The 18,549-nt window shown below is 70.9% G+C and carries 17 protein-coding genes; 6 read left to right on the top strand and 11 right to left on the bottom strand.

Annotated elements, in window-relative coordinates; translation table 11 throughout:
* Positions 1-89 precede the first annotated feature (89 nt).
* Positions 90-1,712 carry a citramalate synthase gene (gene cimA, locus GGQ54_RS15245; RefSeq protein ID WP_179446135.1) on the bottom strand — a complete coding sequence of 541 codons (1,623 nt, stop codon included), beginning with the start codon at positions 1,710-1,712 and terminating at the stop codon, positions 90-92.
* A 262-nt stretch (positions 1,713-1,974) separates the two neighbouring features.
* Positions 1,975-2,682 (bottom strand): TetR family transcriptional regulator, encoded by a 708-nt coding sequence (locus tag GGQ54_RS15240; RefSeq protein WP_179446134.1) that lies wholly within the window; start codon positions 2,680-2,682, stop codon positions 1,975-1,977.
* A gap of 137 nt (positions 2,683-2,819) precedes the next feature.
* Between GGQ54_RS15240 and GGQ54_RS15235 the strand changes: the two genes are divergently transcribed.
* From GGQ54_RS15235 to GGQ54_RS15215, 5 genes are all read left to right on the top strand, one after another.
* On the top strand, positions 2,820-4,955 hold the full coding sequence (locus GGQ54_RS15235) for an acetate--CoA ligase family protein (RefSeq protein WP_179446133.1): 2,136 nt from the start codon (positions 2,820-2,822) through the stop codon (positions 4,953-4,955).
* 33 nt (positions 4,956-4,988) lie between these two features.
* Positions 4,989-5,726 (top strand): enoyl-CoA hydratase-related protein, encoded by a 738-nt coding sequence (locus tag GGQ54_RS15230; RefSeq protein ID WP_179446132.1) that lies wholly within the window; start codon positions 4,989-4,991, stop codon positions 5,724-5,726.
* Positions 5,727-5,754: 28 nt separating this feature from the next.
* A complete protein-coding gene (locus GGQ54_RS15225; protein WP_179446131.1) occupies positions 5,755-6,888 on the top strand; it encodes an acyl-CoA dehydrogenase family protein in 1,134 nt (377 codons plus the stop codon).
* On the top strand, positions 6,885-7,952 hold the full coding sequence (locus tag GGQ54_RS15220) for an acyl-CoA dehydrogenase family protein (RefSeq protein WP_179446130.1): 1,068 nt from the start codon (positions 6,885-6,887) through the stop codon (positions 7,950-7,952). Before GGQ54_RS15225 ends, GGQ54_RS15220 begins: the two co-directional genes overlap by 4 nt.
* Before the next feature lie 82 nt (positions 7,953-8,034).
* On the top strand, positions 8,035-9,120 hold the full coding sequence (locus tag GGQ54_RS15215; protein WP_179446129.1) for a branched-chain amino acid aminotransferase: 1,086 nt from the start codon (positions 8,035-8,037) through the stop codon (positions 9,118-9,120).
* Between the two features lie 62 nt (positions 9,121-9,182).
* Here GGQ54_RS15215 and GGQ54_RS15210 read toward each other — a convergent pair whose 3' ends face one another.
* From GGQ54_RS15210 to GGQ54_RS15190, 5 genes are all read right to left on the bottom strand, one after another.
* Positions 9,183-10,223 (bottom strand): 3-isopropylmalate dehydrogenase, encoded by a 1,041-nt coding sequence (locus GGQ54_RS15210; RefSeq protein WP_179446128.1) that lies wholly within the window; start codon positions 10,221-10,223, stop codon positions 9,183-9,185.
* A gap of 59 nt (positions 10,224-10,282) precedes the next feature.
* Positions 10,283-10,687 (bottom strand): VOC family protein, encoded by a 405-nt coding sequence (locus GGQ54_RS15205; protein WP_179446127.1) that lies wholly within the window; start codon positions 10,685-10,687, stop codon positions 10,283-10,285.
* A gap of 10 nt (positions 10,688-10,697) precedes the next feature.
* Positions 10,698-11,153: a helix-turn-helix transcriptional regulator gene (locus GGQ54_RS15200; protein WP_425487409.1), complete on the bottom strand. Its 456-nt coding sequence runs from the start codon at positions 11,151-11,153 to the stop codon at positions 10,698-10,700.
* 67 nt (positions 11,154-11,220) lie between these two features.
* A complete protein-coding gene (locus GGQ54_RS15195; protein WP_179446124.1) occupies positions 11,221-11,544 on the bottom strand; it encodes a hypothetical protein in 324 nt (107 codons plus the stop codon).
* 138 nt (positions 11,545-11,682) lie between these two features.
* Positions 11,683-12,246 (bottom strand): class I SAM-dependent methyltransferase, encoded by a 564-nt coding sequence (locus tag GGQ54_RS15190; protein ID WP_179446122.1) that lies wholly within the window; start codon positions 12,244-12,246, stop codon positions 11,683-11,685.
* A gap of 103 nt (positions 12,247-12,349) precedes the next feature.
* Here GGQ54_RS15190 and GGQ54_RS15185 point away from each other — a divergent pair, with 103 nt between their 5' ends.
* Entirely contained in the window at positions 12,350-12,985 is a 636-nt protein-coding gene (locus GGQ54_RS15185; protein ID WP_179446121.1) for a hypothetical protein, read from the top strand.
* A 48-nt stretch (positions 12,986-13,033) separates the two neighbouring features.
* On the opposite strand, the gene ilvC is transcribed toward GGQ54_RS15185, so the two are convergent.
* From ilvC to ilvD, 4 genes are all read right to left on the bottom strand, one after another.
* A complete protein-coding gene (ilvC, locus tag GGQ54_RS15180) occupies positions 13,034-14,053 on the bottom strand; it encodes a ketol-acid reductoisomerase (RefSeq protein ID WP_179446648.1) in 1,020 nt (339 codons plus the stop codon).
* A 78-nt stretch (positions 14,054-14,131) separates the two neighbouring features.
* Positions 14,132-14,683 (bottom strand): acetolactate synthase small subunit, encoded by a 552-nt coding sequence (ilvN, locus tag GGQ54_RS15175; protein WP_179446119.1) that lies wholly within the window; start codon positions 14,681-14,683, stop codon positions 14,132-14,134.
* Complete coding sequence (locus GGQ54_RS15170; protein ID WP_179446118.1) at positions 14,680-16,470, bottom strand: acetolactate synthase large subunit; 1,791 nt, start codon at positions 16,468-16,470, stop codon at positions 14,680-14,682. Before GGQ54_RS15170 ends, ilvN begins: the two co-directional genes overlap by 4 nt.
* 283 nt (positions 16,471-16,753) lie before the next feature.
* Entirely contained in the window at positions 16,754-18,484 is a 1,731-nt protein-coding gene (gene ilvD, locus GGQ54_RS15165) for a dihydroxy-acid dehydratase (RefSeq protein WP_179446117.1), read from the bottom strand.
* Between the last annotated feature and the right edge of the window lie 65 nt (positions 18,485-18,549).

Here is an 18,549-nt window from a genome sequence, read left to right as displayed (position 1 = left end):
CCTAGTCAACCTTGGCGCCACCCGGCCGCCCGCTATCCGGTGCAGACGGTTCGAGCTGCGGCCGATGAGCCATCCGGCCTTCCGCAGGCTCAGCCGCGGCCCCGGATGAGACCGAACCGGTAGGCATCGGTGAGCGCCTCCCAGGAGGCGTCGATGATGTTGGCGCCGACGCCGACCGTGGTCCACACGTGCTCGCCGTCGGTGGTGTCGATCAGCACGCGGGTGACCGCATCCGTGCCATGCCCGGAATCGAGGATCCGGACCTTGTAGTCGATCAACTCATAGCCGGCGATCTGCGGGTACGCCTTGATCAGCGCGTCGCGCAGCGCCTGGTCGAGGGCGTTCACCGGGCCGTTGCCCTCCCCCACCACCAGGTGGGTCTCGCCCTCGGCGGACAGCTTCACCGTCGCCTCGGTGACGGTCGCATGATCAGAACTGGCCTGGGAGTGCACCCGCCAGTGCTCGATCGCGAACGGGTCGCCGGGCAGCGAGCCGGTGCCGCCGGTGTGATCGCGCAGCAGCAGCTCGAAGCTCGCATCCGCCGCCTCGTAGGAATAGCCGCGCGCCTCGCGCTCCTTCACCGCATCGGTCACCCGGGCGGCAAGATCACGATCGGACAGGTCGAAGCCCAGCTCCTCACCCTTGATCTGGATGTTCGCGCGGCCGGCCATGTCGGAGACCAGCATCCGCATGTCGTTGCCGACCAGCCCGGGATCGATGTGCTGGTAGAGATTCGGGTCGACCTTGATCGCGCTGGCGTGCAAACCGGCCTTGTGGGCGAAGGCCGAGGCGCCGACATAGGGCTGGCGGCCCGAGCCGGCGACATTGGTCACCGCCGCGATGGCGTGCGAGATGCGCGTCGCCTCGGCGAGCCGCCCCTCGGGCAGCAGGTCCCAGCCGTACTTCAGCTCCAGGTTCGCGATCACCGGGATCAGGTCGGCATTGCCGGTCCGCTCGCCGTAGCCGTTGATCGTGCCCTGCACGTGCATGGCGCCCGCGTCGACCGCGGCCAGGGTGTTGGCCACCGCGCAGCCGGTGTCGTTGTGGGCATGGATGCCGAGCGGTACGCCGAGCCCCGCCACCTGTTCCACGATCTCGCCCACCCAGGGCGGGAGCATGCCGCCGTTGGTGTCGCAGAGCACGACCACCTCGGCCCCGACTTGGGCTGCGGTGCGTACCACCTCGGTGGCATAGCCCGGGTCGAGGCGGAAGCCGTCGAAGAAGTGCTCGCAGTCGAGGAAGACCCGGCGGCCCTCCCCGACCAGGTGGGAGACGGTGTCGGTGATCATCGCGAGGTTCTCCTCGCGGGTCGTGCGCAGCGCGCGCTCGACGTGACCGACGTGGCTCTTGGCGACCAGGCAGACCGTCGAGGCGAGCGAGTCGCGCAGCGCGGCGACCAGCGGGTCGTCGGCGGCCCGGCCGTTGGGGCGGCGGGTGGCGCCGAACGCGACCAGCGTCGCGTTCTTCAGTTTCAGGTCGTCGGCGGCGGCGGCGAAGAACGCGGTGTCGTTCGGATTCGCGCCGGGCCAGCCGCCCTCGATCCAGCCCACGCCCAGCTCGTCCAGGTAGCCCGCGATTCGCAGCTTGTCCGCGACGGTGAGGCGCATCGCCTCCTGCTGCGCGCCGTCGCGCAGGGTCGTGTCGTAGACGTGGAAGGTGCCGGGCTGACGCGGCGCCGTCGCCTGGCCGTTCAGGCTGGGGGCTGTGGTCATGATCGTCCTCGTTGCTGGGGTGCACTCGCCGGGCAAAGAAAAAACCTCCCGTGGGAACGAGAGGTTGCGCGTCCGACGATCCGCTGGTCAGACGCGCTGCGCAATGATGATGCTCAGGCGATGCACCCCGCCATTGTGTGGCGCGGATTGCCGGACGCGGAACCCCTGTCTCGACATACGGTACGCAGGGCCGCGGCGAGCGGGCCGCGATCATCCCCGGCCCGTGCACCTGAGGGGGCGCATCGCGTACCGCTCGGAGCGGTCAGTCCTCGCCCGGTTCGGCGCGGCCGAGCGATTGGTAGAACTCCTCGTCCGCCGGATCGGCCCGCACGCCCAGCGCGCTCGCCCACAGGTAGGTCAGCGTGCGGTTGGCCTCGGTGAGGTCGTAGTCGCGGTCCTCGGTGACGTGCCAGGTGTAGAAGCTGTGCGTCGTCATCGCGATCAGCGCGCTCGCCACCACCTCCGGGTCGAGCGTGGGCTTCAGCGCGCCGCACGCCTGCTGCCGCTTGATCATGCCGAGCACGCGCCGCTCCGCGGTGTGCCGCAGGTGGATCCGCAGGGCGTGCACCTCATCGTCGAATGTCGTCACCTGCTCCAGCAGCCCGATCAGCCGGCGGTGTTCCTTGTAGACCCGGTAGAACCGCAGGTTGCCGCGCTCGATGCGCTGCACCCGGGTCAGCGATCTCTCCGCCGGCCCGTGCTCGTAGATGCCGGGCATCAGGTCCAGGCACAGCACGCGGAAAATGTCGGTCTTGGAGTCGAAGTAGGTGTAGAACGTGCCGTGGGCGACCCGGGCCTCCTCGGCGACATCCATCACCCGGGCGTTCAGGAAGCCGTCGCGCTCGAACACGGTGCGGGCCGCGCGCAGCAGCCGCTCGCGGGTCCGCCGCGCCTTCGGGGTGAGCTGTTCGAGGCGCGCGGCCGCGTGACGACCGGCCGGGTCCTGTCCGATCCCCGACTCCTCGCTCACCGGCACCCCCTCCCTCTGCCGTGCGCTGCCGAGCCGAGCCGCTCCGAGCTGGTCCGATCCGAGCCGAGCGGGGCCGGCGACGGGCGATGGAACGGCAGTATTGACACGCACGTCAGTTCTAGCCGAGGTTGGCTGCGATGTCACTCAATGATGATGAACCGGCCTCGCTCTACCGCGCGCTGTTCCGCCCCGAATCGGTGGCGATCGTCGGGGCCTCGGGCCGCGGCGTCGGCGTCACCGCCCGCCCCCTGCGCTTCCTGCGCCAGCACCGGTTCGCCGGGCGCATCCACCCGGTGAACCCACGCTACGACGAGATCGACGGCATCCCCTGCTTCCCCGACCTGGCCTCGATCCCCGACGGGGTCGACACCGTCTTGTCGCTCGTCCCCGCCGCGCAGACCGCGCAGATCGTGCAGGAGGCGGCCGCCGTCGGCGCGCGGGTCGTCGTCGTCTTCGCCTCGGGTTTCGCCGAGGTCGGCGAGGAGGGGCGGCGGATGCAGGCCGAGCTCGACGCGATCGCGCGGCGCACCGGCGTACGCATCGTGGGCCCGAACTGCCAGGGCCTGATCCACGTGCGCAACCAGTTCTTCGGCACCTTCACCAATGCGGCCGATCGCGAGATGCACGGCACCAGCGGCGTCGCCTATGTCGGCCAGAGCGGTGCCGTCGGCGGCTCGATGCTCGACCTCGCCGCCGAGATGGGGTTGAGCCTGACCGCCTGGGCCTCGACCGGGAACCAGGCGAACCTCGACCTGGTCGAGGTCGCGGAGGCGATGATCACCGACGACCAGATCAAGGTCGTGCTGATGTATGCCGAGGGAATCGCCGACGGGGCGCGCTTCGTCCGCCTCGCCCGCCGCGCCGCGCAGGCGGGCAAGCGGCTGGTGCTGTTGCGCTCGGGGCGATCCAGCACCGGCAAGCTGGCCGCCGCCTCGCACACCGGCGCGATGCTCGGCGACGACCTTGCGCTGGTCGCGGCGGCCGAACGCTACGGCGTGATCCTGGTCGGCGACGTCAACGAACTGCTCAGCGTCGGCGCGGCGCTGGCCGCCCCGGCGCCGCTGCGCGGCAGTCGCCTCGGCGTCATCACGGCCTCCGGTGGCGCGGGCATCCTGCTCACCGACCACGCCGAGGACAACGGCCTCGAGGTGCCGCCGCTGGGCGAGGGGACGACCACGCAGCTCGCGGCACTGGTGCCGGCGTTCGGGGCGGTCGCCAACCCGGTCGACATCACCGCGCAGGCGTTCAGTACGCCGACCGCCATGCAGGATCTCGCCGAGATCTGCCGGCTCACCGCCGCGGACGAGGCAGTCGACAGCGTCGCGTTCATCCTGACCATGGTGATCGGCCAGCGCGCGCTGGACGTCGCGCAGATGCTCGCCGCACTCGCCCGCGACGGCCTCGACAAACCGCTGTGGATCGTCTGGTTGGCCAGCCGCGAGCAGACCGCGGACGCTCGGGCGGTGCTCCGCGAGGCCGGGATCCCGGTCTTCGCCTCCGTCGGCGACCTGGCGCGTACCCTCGCGCGCGTCGTGCCCGGCCCGACCCGCGCCGTCGCCGATGTCGCCGACGACCCCGAGGCGGCCGCCGCGCTGCTGGCCGACACCCCGGACCGGCTGGACAAGATCTTCTCCGCGCTCGCGGTCGACCGGGCGAGCCCGGTGTTGGCCGCACGGGGTGCCGACGTCGCCGCGATCGTTTCCGGCCGGCCGGGCCCGTTCGCGATGAAGATCAACGCGCCGAGCCTGACGCACAAGTCCGACATCGGCGGCGTACGCCTCGACGTCGCCCCCGAGCAGGCCGAGACCGTGTTCGCCGAGCTGGCCGCGATCGCTGACCAGCACGGGATCACCGACTTCGCCGGCGTCGACATCGAGCCGATGGCGCGCCCGGGACTCGAGCTGATCGTCGGCGCGACCTCCAGCGGCGACGGCTATCCGGCGATCGTGTCCGTCGGCCTCGGCGGCACCGCGACCGAGGTATTGGCCGACGTGGCGGCGACCGCGGCGCCGATCGACGCCGCGCAGGCGACCGACCTGCTCCGCCGCCTGAAGTCCTGGCCGCTGCTGGACGGTTTCCGGGGCCGGCCGCCGGCCGACGTCGCCGCCGTGACGCACGCGGTCAGCGCCGTGAGCAGGATGGCCGCCGCGGCGAGCGGGCACCGGTTCGAGTTCGAGATCAACCCGCTCATCGTGCATGCGGCGGGCGAGGGCGCGACGGCGGCCGACGTGCTCGTGCACACCGCGCCCGCGCCCGACGAGCGTGACTCCTGACCACCGAGCGGACAGCCAACCGAGAGGGCAGCCATGGGACAGATCGACCTGGACAAGACCGACGGCATCGCGCTGATCACCGTCAACTCCCCCGACGTGAAGAACGCGCTCACCGCGGACATGGGCCGGCAGTTGCAGAACGTCTGCGACGAGATCGACGCCGACGCCTCGATCGGCGCCGCCGTGATCCGCGGCGCGAACGGCACGTTCTCCTCGGGCGCGGACCGACGGGCCTGGGACCCCAACCGCGTCCAACTGGAGGACAAGACCTACAAGGACACCGGTGCCGTCTACGGCGGTTTCCGGCGCGTCGGTGATCTGTTGGTCCCGACGATCGCGGCCGTCCGCGGCGCCGCCGTCGGCGCCGGGATGAACCTCGTGCTCGCCACCGATCTGCGCATCGTCGCGACGAACGCCCGCCTGATCTCCGGTTTCCTCAAGATCAACCTGCACCCCGGTGGCGGCTACTTCACCATCTCCCACCGCGCCGCGGGCCGGGAGGCGACTGCGGCGATGGGCCTGTTCCAGGAGGAGATCGACGGTGCCCGGGCCGCCGAGATCGGCCTCGCCTGGCAAGCCGTCGACGACGAGCTGGTCGAGCAGCGGGCGATGGAGCTCGCGGCCCGGCCGGCGAAGGATCCCGAGCTGTCGCGCGAGGCGACCCGTTCGTTCCGGGTCGAGACCGCCAACGATGCGCTCGACTGGGACGCCGCCCTGCAGTTCGAGCGGGCGATCCAGATGTGGTCGCAGTACCGCCGCAACAGCTACTGACCCGCCACCCGAGAAGGAGTCTCCCCCGATGCAGTTCGCCCCGACCGAGCTCAGCGCGAGCGAGCAACAACTGCGCGACGACGTGCGCGAGTTCCTCGACGCCGAGCTCCCCGATGATCACGTGCCCGGCCTGGGCATGGCCGCCGGACACGACCCCGAGTTCTCCAGGAAGCTCGCCGCGCGCGGCTGGCTCGGGATGGCCATCCCGCGCGAGTACGGCGGCCACGACCGGACCGCCGTCGACCGGTTCATCGTGACCGAGGAACTGCTCGCGCGCGGCGCCCCGCTCGGCGCGCACTTCGCCGCGGACCGGCAATCGGCGCCCACCATCCTGCGCTTCGGGTCCGAGGAACAGCGCCGGCGGTTCATCCCCAAGATCGTCGCGGGCGAGTTGTGGTTCTCGCTCGGCATGAGCGAGCCGGACTCCGGCTCCGACCTGTCCTCGGTGCGTACCGCCGCCAAGAAGGTCGACGGTGGCTGGCTGCTGAACGGCACCAAGATCTGGACCAGCAACGCCCACCGCAACCACTACTTCGCCGTGCTGTGCCGCACCTCCCCGCTCGGCGAGGACCGGCACCAGGGGCTCAGCCAGCTCCTGGTCGACCTGCACGACGAGAACGTCGAGATCCGGCCGATCCCGTTCCTCGACGGCACCCACCACTTCAACGAGGTGCACCTCGACGACGTCTTCGTGCCCGACGACATGGTGCTCGGCGAGCCCGGCTCCGGCTGGCAGCAGGTGACCTCGGAGCTGGCGTACGAGCGATCCGGGCCGGACCGGTTCATGAGCACGTTCGGGCTGCTGAAGTACTTCGTCGACACCTACCGCGACGAGCTGGACGCCCAGCAGGCGCGGATCGTCGGCGAGGTCACCGCCCGCTACTGGACGGTCCGGCAGCTCTCCCTCGCGGTCGCGCGGATCATCGACGCGGGCGGTGCGCCCGCCGTCGAATCCGCGCTGGTGAAGGACATCGGCACGAAGTTCGAGCAGGACGTGATCGAGCTGATCCGCGACGGCGTGGACGGCGAGGTCGACCCCGACGGCGAGACGCTGCTGGAGACCCTGCTCGCCAGGGCCATCGTCAGCGGGCCGGCGTTCACCCTCCGCGGGGGTACCACCGAGATCCTCCGCTCCGTCGCGTCGAAGGGACTGCGAGCATGAGCAACGACATCGACGAGATCCGCTCCGCGCTGCGCGCGATGCTCGGCGACACCTCCACGCCGGAGCATGTGGTCGCGGCCGAGAGCGCCGGCTGGAACGAGGGCGCGTGGCGGGTGCTGCGCGAGACCGGGTTCGCCGGCATCGGCGTACCCGAGTCCGCGGGCGGCTCCGGCGGCACCCTGACCGAGGCGGCGGTCGTGCTGGGCGAGCTCGGTCGCGCCAGCGCGTCGGTGCCCTACGCCGAGCACGCGCTGATCGCCGGCTGGTTGGCGACGCGGGCCGGCAAGCAGCTCGACGCGCAGGTCGCGACCGCCGCGGTCGCGCCCGGGCTGAGCGTGGCCGCCGACGAGACCCTTCGCGGAACCGTGCAGCGGGTGCCGTGGGCGCGCAGCGCCGACCGGATCATGGTGATCATTCCCGACGACGACGGGGCGTCGGTCGCGGTGCTGGCAGGCGACTCCGTCGCCATCACCCCGGGGCGCAACTTCGCCGACGAGGCCCGCGACCGGGTGGATCTCGACGGTGTCGCGCCGGTCGAGTCGTGGCGGATCGACGCCGACGGGTTGGAGCAGGTACGCCTGCGCACGGCGTTCGCGCGCGCCGCCCTGATCGCCGGCGCCCTGGCCCGGGTGCTGGAACTGACCGTGCGCTACACCGGCGAGCGGGTGCAGTTCGGCCGGCCGATCGGTCGCTTCCAGGCGGTCCAGCGGCACGTCGTGAAGACCGCCGAGCAGACCAGCCTGGCGACGATGGCCGTCGAGGCTGCCGCCCACGGCGAGCGCGAGGAGCTCGACCTGCCGGCCGCGGCCTCGGCCAAGATCGTCGCGAGCCAGGCGGCCACCATCTCCAGCGCGCACAGCCACCAGGCGCACGGCGCGATCGGGATGACCAAGGAGTACGAGCTCGGCCAGCTCAGCCGCCGGCTGTGGTCCTGGCGCGACGAGGGCGGCACGGCGCAGCACTGGTCGCGCCGGCTCGGCACCGCCGTGGCCGCCGCCGGCACCGACGCCGTGTGGCCGCTGGTCTCCTCCGGGACCGACGCGGCCGCCCGCTCGCGCGCCTGACCCGCCGACGCCGGGCGGTCCGTCGGGGCCGGTCGAGACGGGCTCGACCCACGGGCCGGGGCGGCTCGGATAGGTTGCCCCCATGAGCCTGATCTTCGATGTGCATCCCACCTCGGACCCGATGCCCGCGCGCCGGCGCGAGGAGATTCTCGCCAACCCCGGGTTCGGCCAGCACTTCACCGATCACATGGCCGTGGCCACGTGGACCGCGGCGGACGGCTGGCACGACTCCGCGGTGGTGCCCTACGGGCCGATCCGCCTGGACCCGGCCGCGGCGGTGCTGCACTATGCGCAGGAGATCTTCGAGGGCCTCAAGGCGTACCGCCACGACGACGGGTCGATCTGGCTGTTCCGGCCGGACCAGAACGCCGCCCGGATGCAGCGCTCGGCCCGCCGGCTGGCGCTGCCCGAGCTGCCCGCCGAGGACTTCTTGTCCAGCATCACCACCCTCGTCGGCACCGACGCGGACTGGGTGCCCTCGGGCGGGGAGACCAGCCTGTACCTGCGCCCGTTCATGTTCGCCTCCGAGCCGTTCCTCGGGGTACGCCCCGCGCAGCGGGTCAGCTACGTGCTGATCGCGAGCCCGGCCGGCGCGTACTTCGCCCAGGGCGTGAAGCCGGTCAACATCTGGATCACCGAGTCCTACAGCCGCGCCGGCCGCGGCGGCACGGGCGCGGCCAAGTGCGGCGGCAACTACGCCTCCAGCCTGCTCGCCCAGAGCGAGGCCGCCGAGCAGGGCTGCGAACAGGTGCTGTTCCCCGACTCCGCCGAGGGCAAGTGGGTCGAGGAGCTGGGCGGGATGAACGTCTACCTCGTCACCAACGCCGGCGAGCTGGTCACGCCCGAGCTGACCGGCAGCATCCTGGAGGGCGTCACGCGCGACTCGATCCTCAAGCTCGCCACCGACGAGGGGCTCACCCCCGTCGAGCGCAAGGTGTCGGTCGAGGAGCTGCTGCGCGGGATCGCCGACGGCGCGATCCGCGAGGTCTTCGCGTGCGGCACCGCAGCGGTGGTCACGCCGATCGGGGCGTTCAAGGACATCGACGGCGAGTATCCGGTCGGCGACGGTGCGGTCGGCGAGGTGACGCAGAAGGTACGCCGGGAGCTGCTCGACATCCAGTACGGGCGGGCCGAGGACCGCTACGGCTGGATGACCAAGATCGCCTGAACGAGACGAAGCCCGCGAGACGAGACGGAGCCCGCGAGACCAGCGCTCCCGTCCGACCGGGGTCAGGCGACGGACTCGGCGATGGCGTCGCCGATCTGCGCGGTGGAGCGCCGCTCCCCCGGCTTGCGCGCGGCGAGGTCGGCGATCACGGCCTTGTTCACCCGCTCGGCCTCGGCGGCGTGGCCGAGGTGTTCCAGCAGCAGCGCGCCGGACAGGATCGCGGCGGTCGGGTCGGCGAGCTGCTGGCCGGCGATGTCGGGCGCGGAGCCGTGCACCGGCTCGAACATCGACGGGTGGGTCCGGTCCGGGTTGATGTTGCCGCTGGCGGCGAGCCCGATGCCGCCGGTGACGGCCGCGGCCAGGTCGGTGATGATGTCGCCGAACAGGTTGTCGGTGACGATCACGTCGAAGCGCGCCGGATCGGTGGCCAGGAAGATCGTCGCCGCGTCGACGTGCAGGTAGTCGGTCTCGACGCCGCCGAACTCCTGCCCGACCTCCTCGAACACCCGGCGCCACAGCTTGCCCGCGTTGACCAGCACGTTGTGCTTGTGCACCAGCGTCAGCTTGCCGCGCCGCGCCGCGGCCCGGGCGTATGCATCGCGCACCACTCGCTCGACGCCGAAGGCGGTGTTCACGCTCACCTCGGTGCCGATCTCGTGCGGCGTACCCTCGCGGACCACGCCGCCGTTGCCGCAGTACAGCCCCTCGGTGCCCTCCCGGATGACCACGAAATCGACGTCACCGGGGTCGGCGAGCGGGCTCACGCTGCCGGGATAGAGCCTGCTCGGCCGCAGGTTCACGTAGTGATCGAATGCGAACCTGATCTTGAGCAACAGCCCGCGCTCGAGCAGCCCGCTCGGCACGTCCGTGGCGCCGGGCGCCGCGCCGACCGCGCCGAGCAGGATCGCGTCCGCCGCGTCCAGCTCGGCGAGCACCGAGTCCGGCAGCACCTCGCCGGTACGCTGCCAGCGCGCCGCGCCCAGGTCGTAGTCCACCCGGTCGAACGCGCCGGGGCTGACCGCCTCGATCACCTTGACCGCCTCGGCCGTCACCTCCGGGCCGATGCCGTCGCCGCCGACCACCGCCAATGTCGCCTTCGCCATGGCGTCACCCTAGCCGCCGAGGCTCACATGGTGAGAACGGCGTACCAACATCCGGTCGGTCAGGCGCGCTGCTGGATCCGGACCAGGTTCCCCGACGGGTCGCGGAACGCGCAGTCGCGCACCCCGTACTCCTGATCGACCGGCTCCTGGACCACGTCGGCGCCGGCGGCCTCGAGCCGGGCGAAGGTGGCGTCGACATCGGCCGCGGCGAGATTCACCGCGAACCAGGCGCCCTTGGAGACGAGCGCGAGGATCGCCTTGGCGTCCTCCTCGGGAAGCCCGGGTCCCACCGGCTGCAGAACGATCGCGGTGTCGGGCTGATCGGCCGGGCCGACCGTGATCCAGCGCGTGTTCTCCCAGCCGACGTCGACGCGTACCTCGAAGCCGAGCAGGTCACGGTAGAACGCGATCGCGGCGTCCGGGTCGGTCTGCGGAAGGAAGCTTGAATAAATGCTGATGTCCATGCCGGAGACGCTAGTTCGGCGCGGCCGCGGCGGCTTCTCGATTCCTGATCGATTGATCATGGGCCGAGCGGGTCGGCGTCGGACGGGTGACGCGCCGGGTCACGCACGGCAACAACCCGGGCGGCACGTCCGGCGCGGCGCGATAGACGCTCGGCGGTACGCCGACCAGCTCGCGAAAGCGCGTACTGAACGTGCCGAGGGAGGAGAACCCGACGGCGAAGCACGCATCGGTCACGCTGACATCGCCTCGCCGTAGCAGCGCCATCGCCCGTTCGACGCGGCGGGTGATCAGGTACGCATAGGGCGACTCGCCGTACGCGGCACGGAACAGCCGGCTGAAGTGACCGGGCGACATGTGCGCGCCGGCGGCGAGCGCGTCGACATCGAGCGGCTGGGCGAAGTGCCGGTCGATCCGGTCGCGCGCCCGGCGCAGCGCGACCAGATCGACGACCGCTGGCGAGCTCACCCGGGCATCCTGCCACGGTTCGCGCTCAACGGCGCGCGGCATCGGCGATCGTGCCGGAACGGGGCCGCTAGGGCTTCACGTAGAAATAGCCGGCCACGCAGTGCCACGTGCCCTGTCGATAGGTCCCGCCGGTGGACGGATTGACCTTGATCTCACCCAGCCGCCATTCCTTCTTGGTGCACCGGTAGCGGACCTTCGACAACGACACCCCGGCCTGACAGGCAAACCGCGCGCGGGGCTCCTTGATCTTGCTGCACACGCCGTTACCGGTCCGCGGCGGCTCGGGCGCCGGCCGCGCGGCGGCGGGCTCTGCGGCGGCCGCGAGGGCGCCGAGTCCCAGGAGTGTGGCAGCCGCCGTCAGTCCGACCGTTCGCCGCAGTTCCGAGATCATGTCAACTCCTTCGTCGATTCCTTCGTCGGTGTCGACCGAACGGGACATCCGTCCGGTCCCGCTCTGCACGAGTCCGGCATCGCCCGCGCGGGTTCCGATTGCACGGTGTCGAGACCCGCCACGTCTCGGTTCCTGCCCTCAGCGGCGGGCGGCGATCAGCACCGAGGTGTCGTCGGCGACCAGCACGTCGACCGCGGCGACCCGCGGATCGGTCAGCCACTCCTGCCGCACCACGTCGAGGCGGCCATCGACCATCGGCGGCCATTCCGGCGCCGGCTGCAGGTCGTCGAGCACGATCAGCCCACACGCGTCGACCAGCTCGATCAGTTGTTCCCGGTCGGCCTGCTTGGCCGAGGCCGCATCGACGAACAGCAGCGAGAACGGCGCATGATCGGCGAGCTCGGTCCAGTCGGTCTGCAGCACGTCGATGTCATCGTCGGCGAAGGTCGAGGTGGCGATCTGCGCCAGCGTCGGATCCAGCTCGGCCGTCACCACCCTGGTGCCCTTCGGGGCGCCACTGCGCAGCCATGCCGCGCCCACCCCGCACCCGGTCCCGCATTCGGCGATCGTGCCGGACCGGGTCGCCGCCAGGGTCGCCAGCAGCCGCCCGGTCTCGGTGCGCGTCGCATGCACGTAGCCCTGGTGCAGCGAGGCCCGCAACGCCCGGCGGACGAGCTCGGGAACTTCCGGGTCATAGCTCACGACGCGAGTCAATCATCCGGCGCGGCGCAGCGGCCCGGGTCCGTGATGTGGGCACCCCCGGGCCGAGGACGTGGCGGCCCGGCGGGCGGGCATGATGGGCGGCATGAGCGAGCAGGGGTCGACGGGCAATGTCGCTGGTCAGCACGGTACGCCGGATCCGCAGTGGCACCACGTCGGAGCGCACAGCCACCTGGCCCAGCGCCGCGACGAGCGGCGGCGGAGGACCCGGCGCAACCTGATCACGCTCGGGGTGATCATGGCGCTGGCGGCGGGCGCGATCATCGCGGTGCTGACCATGGCCGGACGCTGGGGCGTACCGGGATTCTCCTACACCAACGATCTCGGTTCGCGGTGCACGAACAAGATCCTCGGCCACACGTGCGACCAGGTCAGCGTCGCCGAGATCAACGCGCGCGCCGAGACGACCTTGCCCGAGCAGACCGAGGTGCTGCAGAGCAGCTATTCCGAGGCCCAGGACTGGGGGTTGTCGGCGGTCGTGGTGGTGCCGGCCGCCGACGCCGCGTCGACCGACGCGATGCTCACCGAACGCTTCGGCAAGTGCGACGGCGATCTGCCGGCCGACGCGCTGCCCGCCGACGAGTACACCGATACCTGTCGCCGCTCGGCCACCCAGTCCTTTGGGGCCGACGGCGATCCCGTCCGGAGCATGCACCATGTCTTCAGCGGGGTACGCCCGGACGGCGCGCTGGTGATCAGCCTCGAGGTCTGGACGACGTGAGCGGGGCCCGGACGACCGGTGGTCTCCGGGCCCCGTGATCGGCTTCGCTCAGCGGGCGGCGGTGCCCTCGACGTAGTCGTCGTCGTGGCTCTTCACCCAGGCCATCAGGTCGCGCAGCTCCTTGCCGGTCTTCTCGATCGGATGCGACTCCGACTCCGCGCGCATCCGCTTGAACTCCGGCGCGCCGGCATCCTGGTCGTCGATGAACTTCTGGGCGAATGTGCCGTTGCGGACATCGTCGAGGACCGCCTTCATGTTTTCCCGCACGCGCGCGTCGATCACCCGCGGCCCGGAGACGTAGTCGCCGAACTCGGCGGTGTCGGAGACGCTCCAGCGCTGCTTGGCGATGCCGCCCTCATACATCAGGTCGACGATCAGCTTCAGCTCGTGCAGGCACTCGAAGTAGGCGACCTCCGGCTGGTAACCGGCCTCGACCAGGGTCTCGAATCCGGCCATGATCAACTGCGAGGCGCCGCCGCAGAGCACTGCCTGCTCGCCGAAGAGATCGGTCTCGGTCTCCTCGGTGAAGGTGGTCTTGATGCCGCCGGCCCGCAGGCCACCGATCGCCTTGGCGTAGGCGAGTGCCAGCGGCCAGGCGTTGCCGGTCGCGTCCTGCTCGACGGCCACCAGCACGGGTACGCCGCGGCCGTCGGTGTACTCGCGCCGAACCAGGTGACCCGGACCCTTCGGCGCCACCATCGCCACATCCACATTGGCGGGCGGCTTGATGTAGCCGAAGCGGATGTTGAAGCCGTGGCTGAAGAAGAGCGCGTCACCCTCGGAGAGGTTCGGCTCGATCGCCTCGGCATACACCGTGCGCTGGATGTGATCGGGCACCAGCACCATGATCACGTCGGCCTCGGCGCAGGCCTCGGCCGGCGTCAGCACCCGCAGGCCCTGCTCCTCGGCCTTGGCCCGGCTCCGGCTGCCCTCGGGCAGCCCGACGCGGACGTCGATGCCCGAGTCGCGCAGCGACAGCGCGTGGGCGTGACCCTGGCTGCCGAAGCCGAGGATCGCCACGCTGCGGTCCGCGATCACGGACAGGTCGGCGTCGTTGTCGTAGAACATTTCTGCAGCCACGGTGGGTGCGCTCCTTCGGTATTTCCTGAACTAGTTGCTGAAACTTGTGGTGTCGCCGAGGCGACCCTACGCGCTCGCCGGGCGCAGCCGTTCGCTGCGTCCGGTCCGGTCGGTGATCGAACGCGCGCCGCGGCCGAGGGCCACCAGTCCGGACTGCACCAGCTCGCGGATGCCGTGCGGTTCGAGCATCCGCAGCAGCGCGTCCAGCTTCTCCGGGGACCCGGTGGCCTCGATGGTGATCGTGTCGATGGTCACGTCGACCGCCTTGGCGCGGAAGAGCTGCACGACCTCGAGGATCTGCCCGCGCGCCTCCGGGGTGGCCCTGACCTTGACCAGGATCAGCTCCCGGCGTACCGCCCCGGACTCCAGCTCGACGATCTTGAGCACCTCGACGAGCTTGTTGAGCTGCTTGGTGAGCTGCTCCAGCACGCGGTCGTCGACGCTGGTGGCGACGGTGATCCGGGAGATCGCCGGGTCCTCGGTCTGGCCGACCGCGAGCGAGTCGATGTTGAACCCGCGCCGGGAGAACAGCGCGGAGATCCTGGCAAGGACGCCGGGCTGGTTCAGCACCAGCACGCTCAGTGTCCGGCTGTTCGGTGCACTCGTCGGTTCGGTCACAGTGCCTCGTCCTCCCACTCCGGCGCCATGTCCCTGGCGATCTTGATGGCGTCGTTGCTGGTGCCGGCTGCGACCATCGGCCAGACCATCGCGTCCTTGTGCACCACGAACTCCACGACCACCGGACGGTCGTTGATCGACATCGCCTGGTTGATCACCTCGTCGACCTGCTCGGGCGCCACGGCGCGCAGCCCGACGCAGCCGAGCGCCTCGGCCAGCTTGACGAAGTCCGGGATCTGGTTGGTCTTCAGATCCGTATTGGAGTAGCGACCTTCGTAGAACAGGGTCTGCCACTGCCGGACCATGCCGAGCGACTGGTTGTTGATCACGGCGATCTTGATCGGAATCCCTTCGACCGCACAGGTGGCCAGCTCCTGGTTGGTCATCTGGAAGCAGCCGTCGCCGTCGATCCCCCAGACCACCGCATCCGGCTGCCCGGCCTTGGCCCCCATCGCGGCGGGCACGCAGTAGCCCATGGTGCCGAGTCCACCGGAGTTCAGCCAACGGCCGGGCAGCTCGTGGGGCAGGAAATGCGCCGCCCACATCTGGTGCTGGCCCACACCGGTCGCGAAATAGGCCTCCGGCCCGGCCAGCTCCCCGATCCGCTGGATCACCTGCTGCGGCGACAGCGTGCCGTCGGCCGGCTCGTCCCAGCCGGTCGGATAGCGCTCCTTCATCCCGCGCAGCCGCTCCTGCCACGGCGCCAGGTCGGGCAGCTCGGTCCCGGCCAGCTCGTCGATCAACTGGCGCATCATCACCTTGACGTCACCGACGATCGGGACGTCGGCGACCCGGTTCTTGGAGATCTCGGCCGGATCGATGTCGGCGTGCACCACCTTGGCCTCGGTGGCGAAGGTGGCCAGGTCGCCGGTGACCCGGTCATCGAAGCGCGCCCCGAGGGAGATCAGCAGGTCGCTGCGCTGCAGCGCGCCGACCGCGGGCACCGCACCGTGCATGCCCGGCATGCCGAAGTTCAGCGGGTGGCTGTCCGGCAGGGCGCCGCGGGCCATCAGGGTGGTCACCACCGGGATGCCGGTCAGCTCGACCAGCTCGGCCAGCTCGGCATAGGCCGCGGCCTTGACCACCCCGCCGCCGACATAGAGCACCGGGCGCGAGGACTCGCGGACCAGCCGGGCGGCCTCGCGCACCTGCTTGGCATGGGGCTGCGTGACCGGCCGGTAGCCGGGCAGATCCAGCTCCTCGGGCCAGGCGAACTCCGCCTCGGCCTGCAGCGCGTCCTTGGAGATGTCGACCAGCACCGGGCCGGGCCGGCCGGTGGCCGCCAGGTGGAACGCCGCGGCGATGGCGTGCGGGATCTCCACCGGATCGGTGACGAGGAAGTTGTGCTTGGTGATCGGCATCGTGATGCCGCGGATGTCGGCCTCCTGGAAGGCATCGGTGCCGATGGCGGCGCTGTTCACCTGGCCGGTGATCGCGACGATCGGCACGGAGTCCATGTAGGCATCGGCCAGCGGGGTGACGAGGTTGGTCGCGCCCGGCCCGGAGGTGGCCATGCACACCCCGACCTTGCCGGTCGCCATGGCGTACCCCTGGGCGGCGTGGCCGGCGCCCTGTTCGTGCCGGACCAGGATGTGCCGGACGGCCTCGGAGTCGTACAGGGGGTCATAGGCCGGCAGGATCGCGCCGCCGGGAATGCCGAAGACGGTGTCCGCGCCGACGAGTTCGAGCGCCCGTACCAGGGCCTGGGAGCCGGTGAGCCGCGTCGGGCGGGGCCGGGCGGGGCGTTCGGGCTTCGGAGCTGCTTCGCTCGCTCGGGTGTCGGACATCGTGGGCCTTTCTGACCGTTTCGCTGTTGGCTCGGGGTGCTGCGGTGCCGGCACCCTCCTCGGTGATCATCAGGTGCTTCGCCGGGACTCGTGATCCCAACAAAAAACCCCGCTGCCGGTGGGCATACGGGGTGGCGCGTCGGAGAGCTGGTGGTCTCAGCCGACACGCCTGACGATTACGAGGAGGATGCTGCGCACGAGGACACTCAACCCGCGGCATCCCCCTCGTGTCAATCATCGGGACGGATTTTCCACATGCCGAGACGCGCGCGTCGTCATGCGGTCAGCCACAGACGGCTCCCCGGCTGGCGGACTGCACCGTGGCGGCGTACTTGCGCAGCACACCGCGGCGCGCTCGCTCCGGCGGCTCGGGAGCGGTCCAGGCCGCGCGGCGCCGGTCCAGCTCCTCCTCGGAGACGTCGACGGTGAGCGATCCGTTCGCGACATCGAGGGTGATGGCATCACCGTCGCGCAGCAGCGCGATCGGGCCCCCGTCGGCGGCCTCCGGCGCGATGTGCCCGACACACAGGCCGGTCGTGCCACCGGAGAACCGGCCGTCGGTGATCAACATGACGTCCTTGCCGAGCCCGGCGCCCTTGATCGCGCCGGTGATCGCCAACATCTCGCGCATCCCCGGGCCGCCCTTCGGGCCCTCGTACCTGATCACCACGACGTCGCCGGCCGCGATCGTGCCGTCTTCCAACGCATCCATCGCCGCGCGCTCGCCATCGAAGACCCGCGCCGTGCCGTTGATCACCGACTCGTCGAAGCCGGCGCTCTTCACCACCGCTCCCTCGGGCGCGAGATTGCCCGTCAGGATGGTGATTCCACCGGAGGGATGGATCGGCGCATCCATCGCCCGGATGATCGTTCCGTCGATGTCCGGCGGGGCGATGTCGGCCAGGTTCTCGGCCACCGTCCTGCCCGTGACGGTCAGGCAGTCGCCGTTGATCAGGTCGGCGTCCAGCAGGGCCTTCATCACGACGGGTACGCCGCCGACCCGGTCGACATCGGACATCACATAGCGGCCGAACGGCTTCAGGTCGCCCAGGTGCGGGACCCGGCGGCCGATCCGGGCGAAGTCGTCGATGGTCAGCTCGACGCCCGCCTCGTTGGCGATCGCCAGCAGGTGCAGGACGGCATTGGTCGAGCCGCCGAAGGCCATCGTCACGGCGATCGCGTTCTCGAAGGCCGGCTTGGTCAAGATGTCGCGCGCGGTGATCCCGCGGCGAAGCAGCTCGACAACGGCCTCGCCCGACCGGCGGGCGATGCCGTCGCGGCGCCGATCGACCGCGGGCGGCGCCGCCGAACCCGGCAGCGCCATGCCGAGCGCCTCGGCGGCGCTGGCCATCGTGTTGGCCGTGTACATGCCGCCGCAAGCGCCCTCGCCCGGGCAGATCGCCTTCTCCACCTCGGTGACCTGCTCGCGCGTGATCAGGCCCTTGACGCAGGCACCGACCGCCTCGAAGGCGTCGATGATCGTCACGTCCTTGTCGCCGAGGCGACCGGGCAGGATCGATCCGGCGTAGACGAAGACCGAGGCGAGGTCGAGGCGGGCCGCGGCCATCAGCATGCCGGGCAGCGATTTGTCGCAGCCGGCGAGCAGCACGCTGCCGTCCATCCGCTCGGCCGCCATCACCGTCTCCACCGAATCGGCGATCACCTCGCGGCTGACCAGCGAGTAGTGCATCCCCTCGTGGCCCATCGAGATGCCGTCGGAGACGCTGATCGTCCCGAACTCCAGCGGATAGCCGCCCGCGGCGTGGACGCCGTCCTTGACCGCCTTGGCGAGCCGGTCCAGGGAGAGGTTGCAGGGCGTGATCTCGTTCCAGCTCGATGCCACCCCGACCTGCGGCTTGGCGAAGTCGTCGTCGTCCATCCCGACCGCCCGCAACATGCCGCGCGCGGCGGTGGCCTCGAGCCCGTCGGTGACGGTACGGGAGCGGGGCTTGGGGTCCACGCCGACGGCGTTGCCTGGGGAATCGACGGCTGCGTCGGGCAGATCAACGGACATGGCACCACCCTAGACCCGTGCGAGGCGTTCCGGCTCCCGCGCCCGCAGGGTGACCCCGCATCCGG

Origin of the sequence: Naumannella cuiyingiana (assembly GCF_013408305.1) — a bacterium.
In the GTDB taxonomy this organism is placed as follows: Bacteria; Actinomycetota; Actinomycetes; order Propionibacteriales; family Propionibacteriaceae; genus Naumannella; species Naumannella cuiyingiana.
Note: the sequence above shows the minus strand (reverse complement) of the source record. Positions and strands in the feature narration are given on the sequence as shown.

Coding starts and splice junctions, on each gene's coding strand:
- GGQ54_RS15205 (WP_179446127.1), bottom strand. CDS start 10,687: ATGGACATCAGCATTTATTCAAGCTTCCTTCCGCAGACCGACCCGGAC.
- GGQ54_RS15235 (WP_179446133.1), top strand. CDS start 2,820: ATGTCACTCAATGATGATGAACCGGCCTCGCTCTACCGCGCGCTGTTC.
- GGQ54_RS15230 (WP_179446132.1), top strand. CDS start 4,989: ATGGGACAGATCGACCTGGACAAGACCGACGGCATCGCGCTGATCACC.
- GGQ54_RS15195 (WP_179446124.1), bottom strand. CDS start 11,544: ATGATCTCGGAACTGCGGCGAACGGTCGGACTGACGGCGGCTGCCACA.
- GGQ54_RS15220 (WP_179446130.1), top strand. CDS start 6,885: ATGAGCAACGACATCGACGAGATCCGCTCCGCGCTGCGCGCGATGCTC.
- GGQ54_RS15225 (WP_179446131.1), top strand. CDS start 5,755: ATGCAGTTCGCCCCGACCGAGCTCAGCGCGAGCGAGCAACAACTGCGC.
- GGQ54_RS15210 (WP_179446128.1), bottom strand. CDS start 10,223: ATGGCGAAGGCGACATTGGCGGTGGTCGGCGGCGACGGCATCGGCCCG.
- ilvC (WP_179446648.1), bottom strand. CDS start 14,053: ATGTTCTACGACAACGACGCCGACCTGTCCGTGATCGCGGACCGCAGC.
- ilvD (WP_179446117.1), bottom strand. CDS start 18,484: ATGTCCGTTGATCTGCCCGACGCAGCCGTCGATTCCCCAGGCAACGCC.
- GGQ54_RS15215 (WP_179446129.1), top strand. CDS start 8,035: ATGAGCCTGATCTTCGATGTGCATCCCACCTCGGACCCGATGCCCGCG.
- cimA (WP_179446135.1), bottom strand. CDS start 1,712: ATGACCACAGCCCCCAGCCTGAACGGCCAGGCGACGGCGCCGCGTCAG.
- GGQ54_RS15185 (WP_179446121.1), top strand. CDS start 12,350: ATGAGCGAGCAGGGGTCGACGGGCAATGTCGCTGGTCAGCACGGTACG.
- GGQ54_RS15170 (WP_179446118.1), bottom strand. CDS start 16,470: ATGTCCGACACCCGAGCGAGCGAAGCAGCTCCGAAGCCCGAACGCCCC.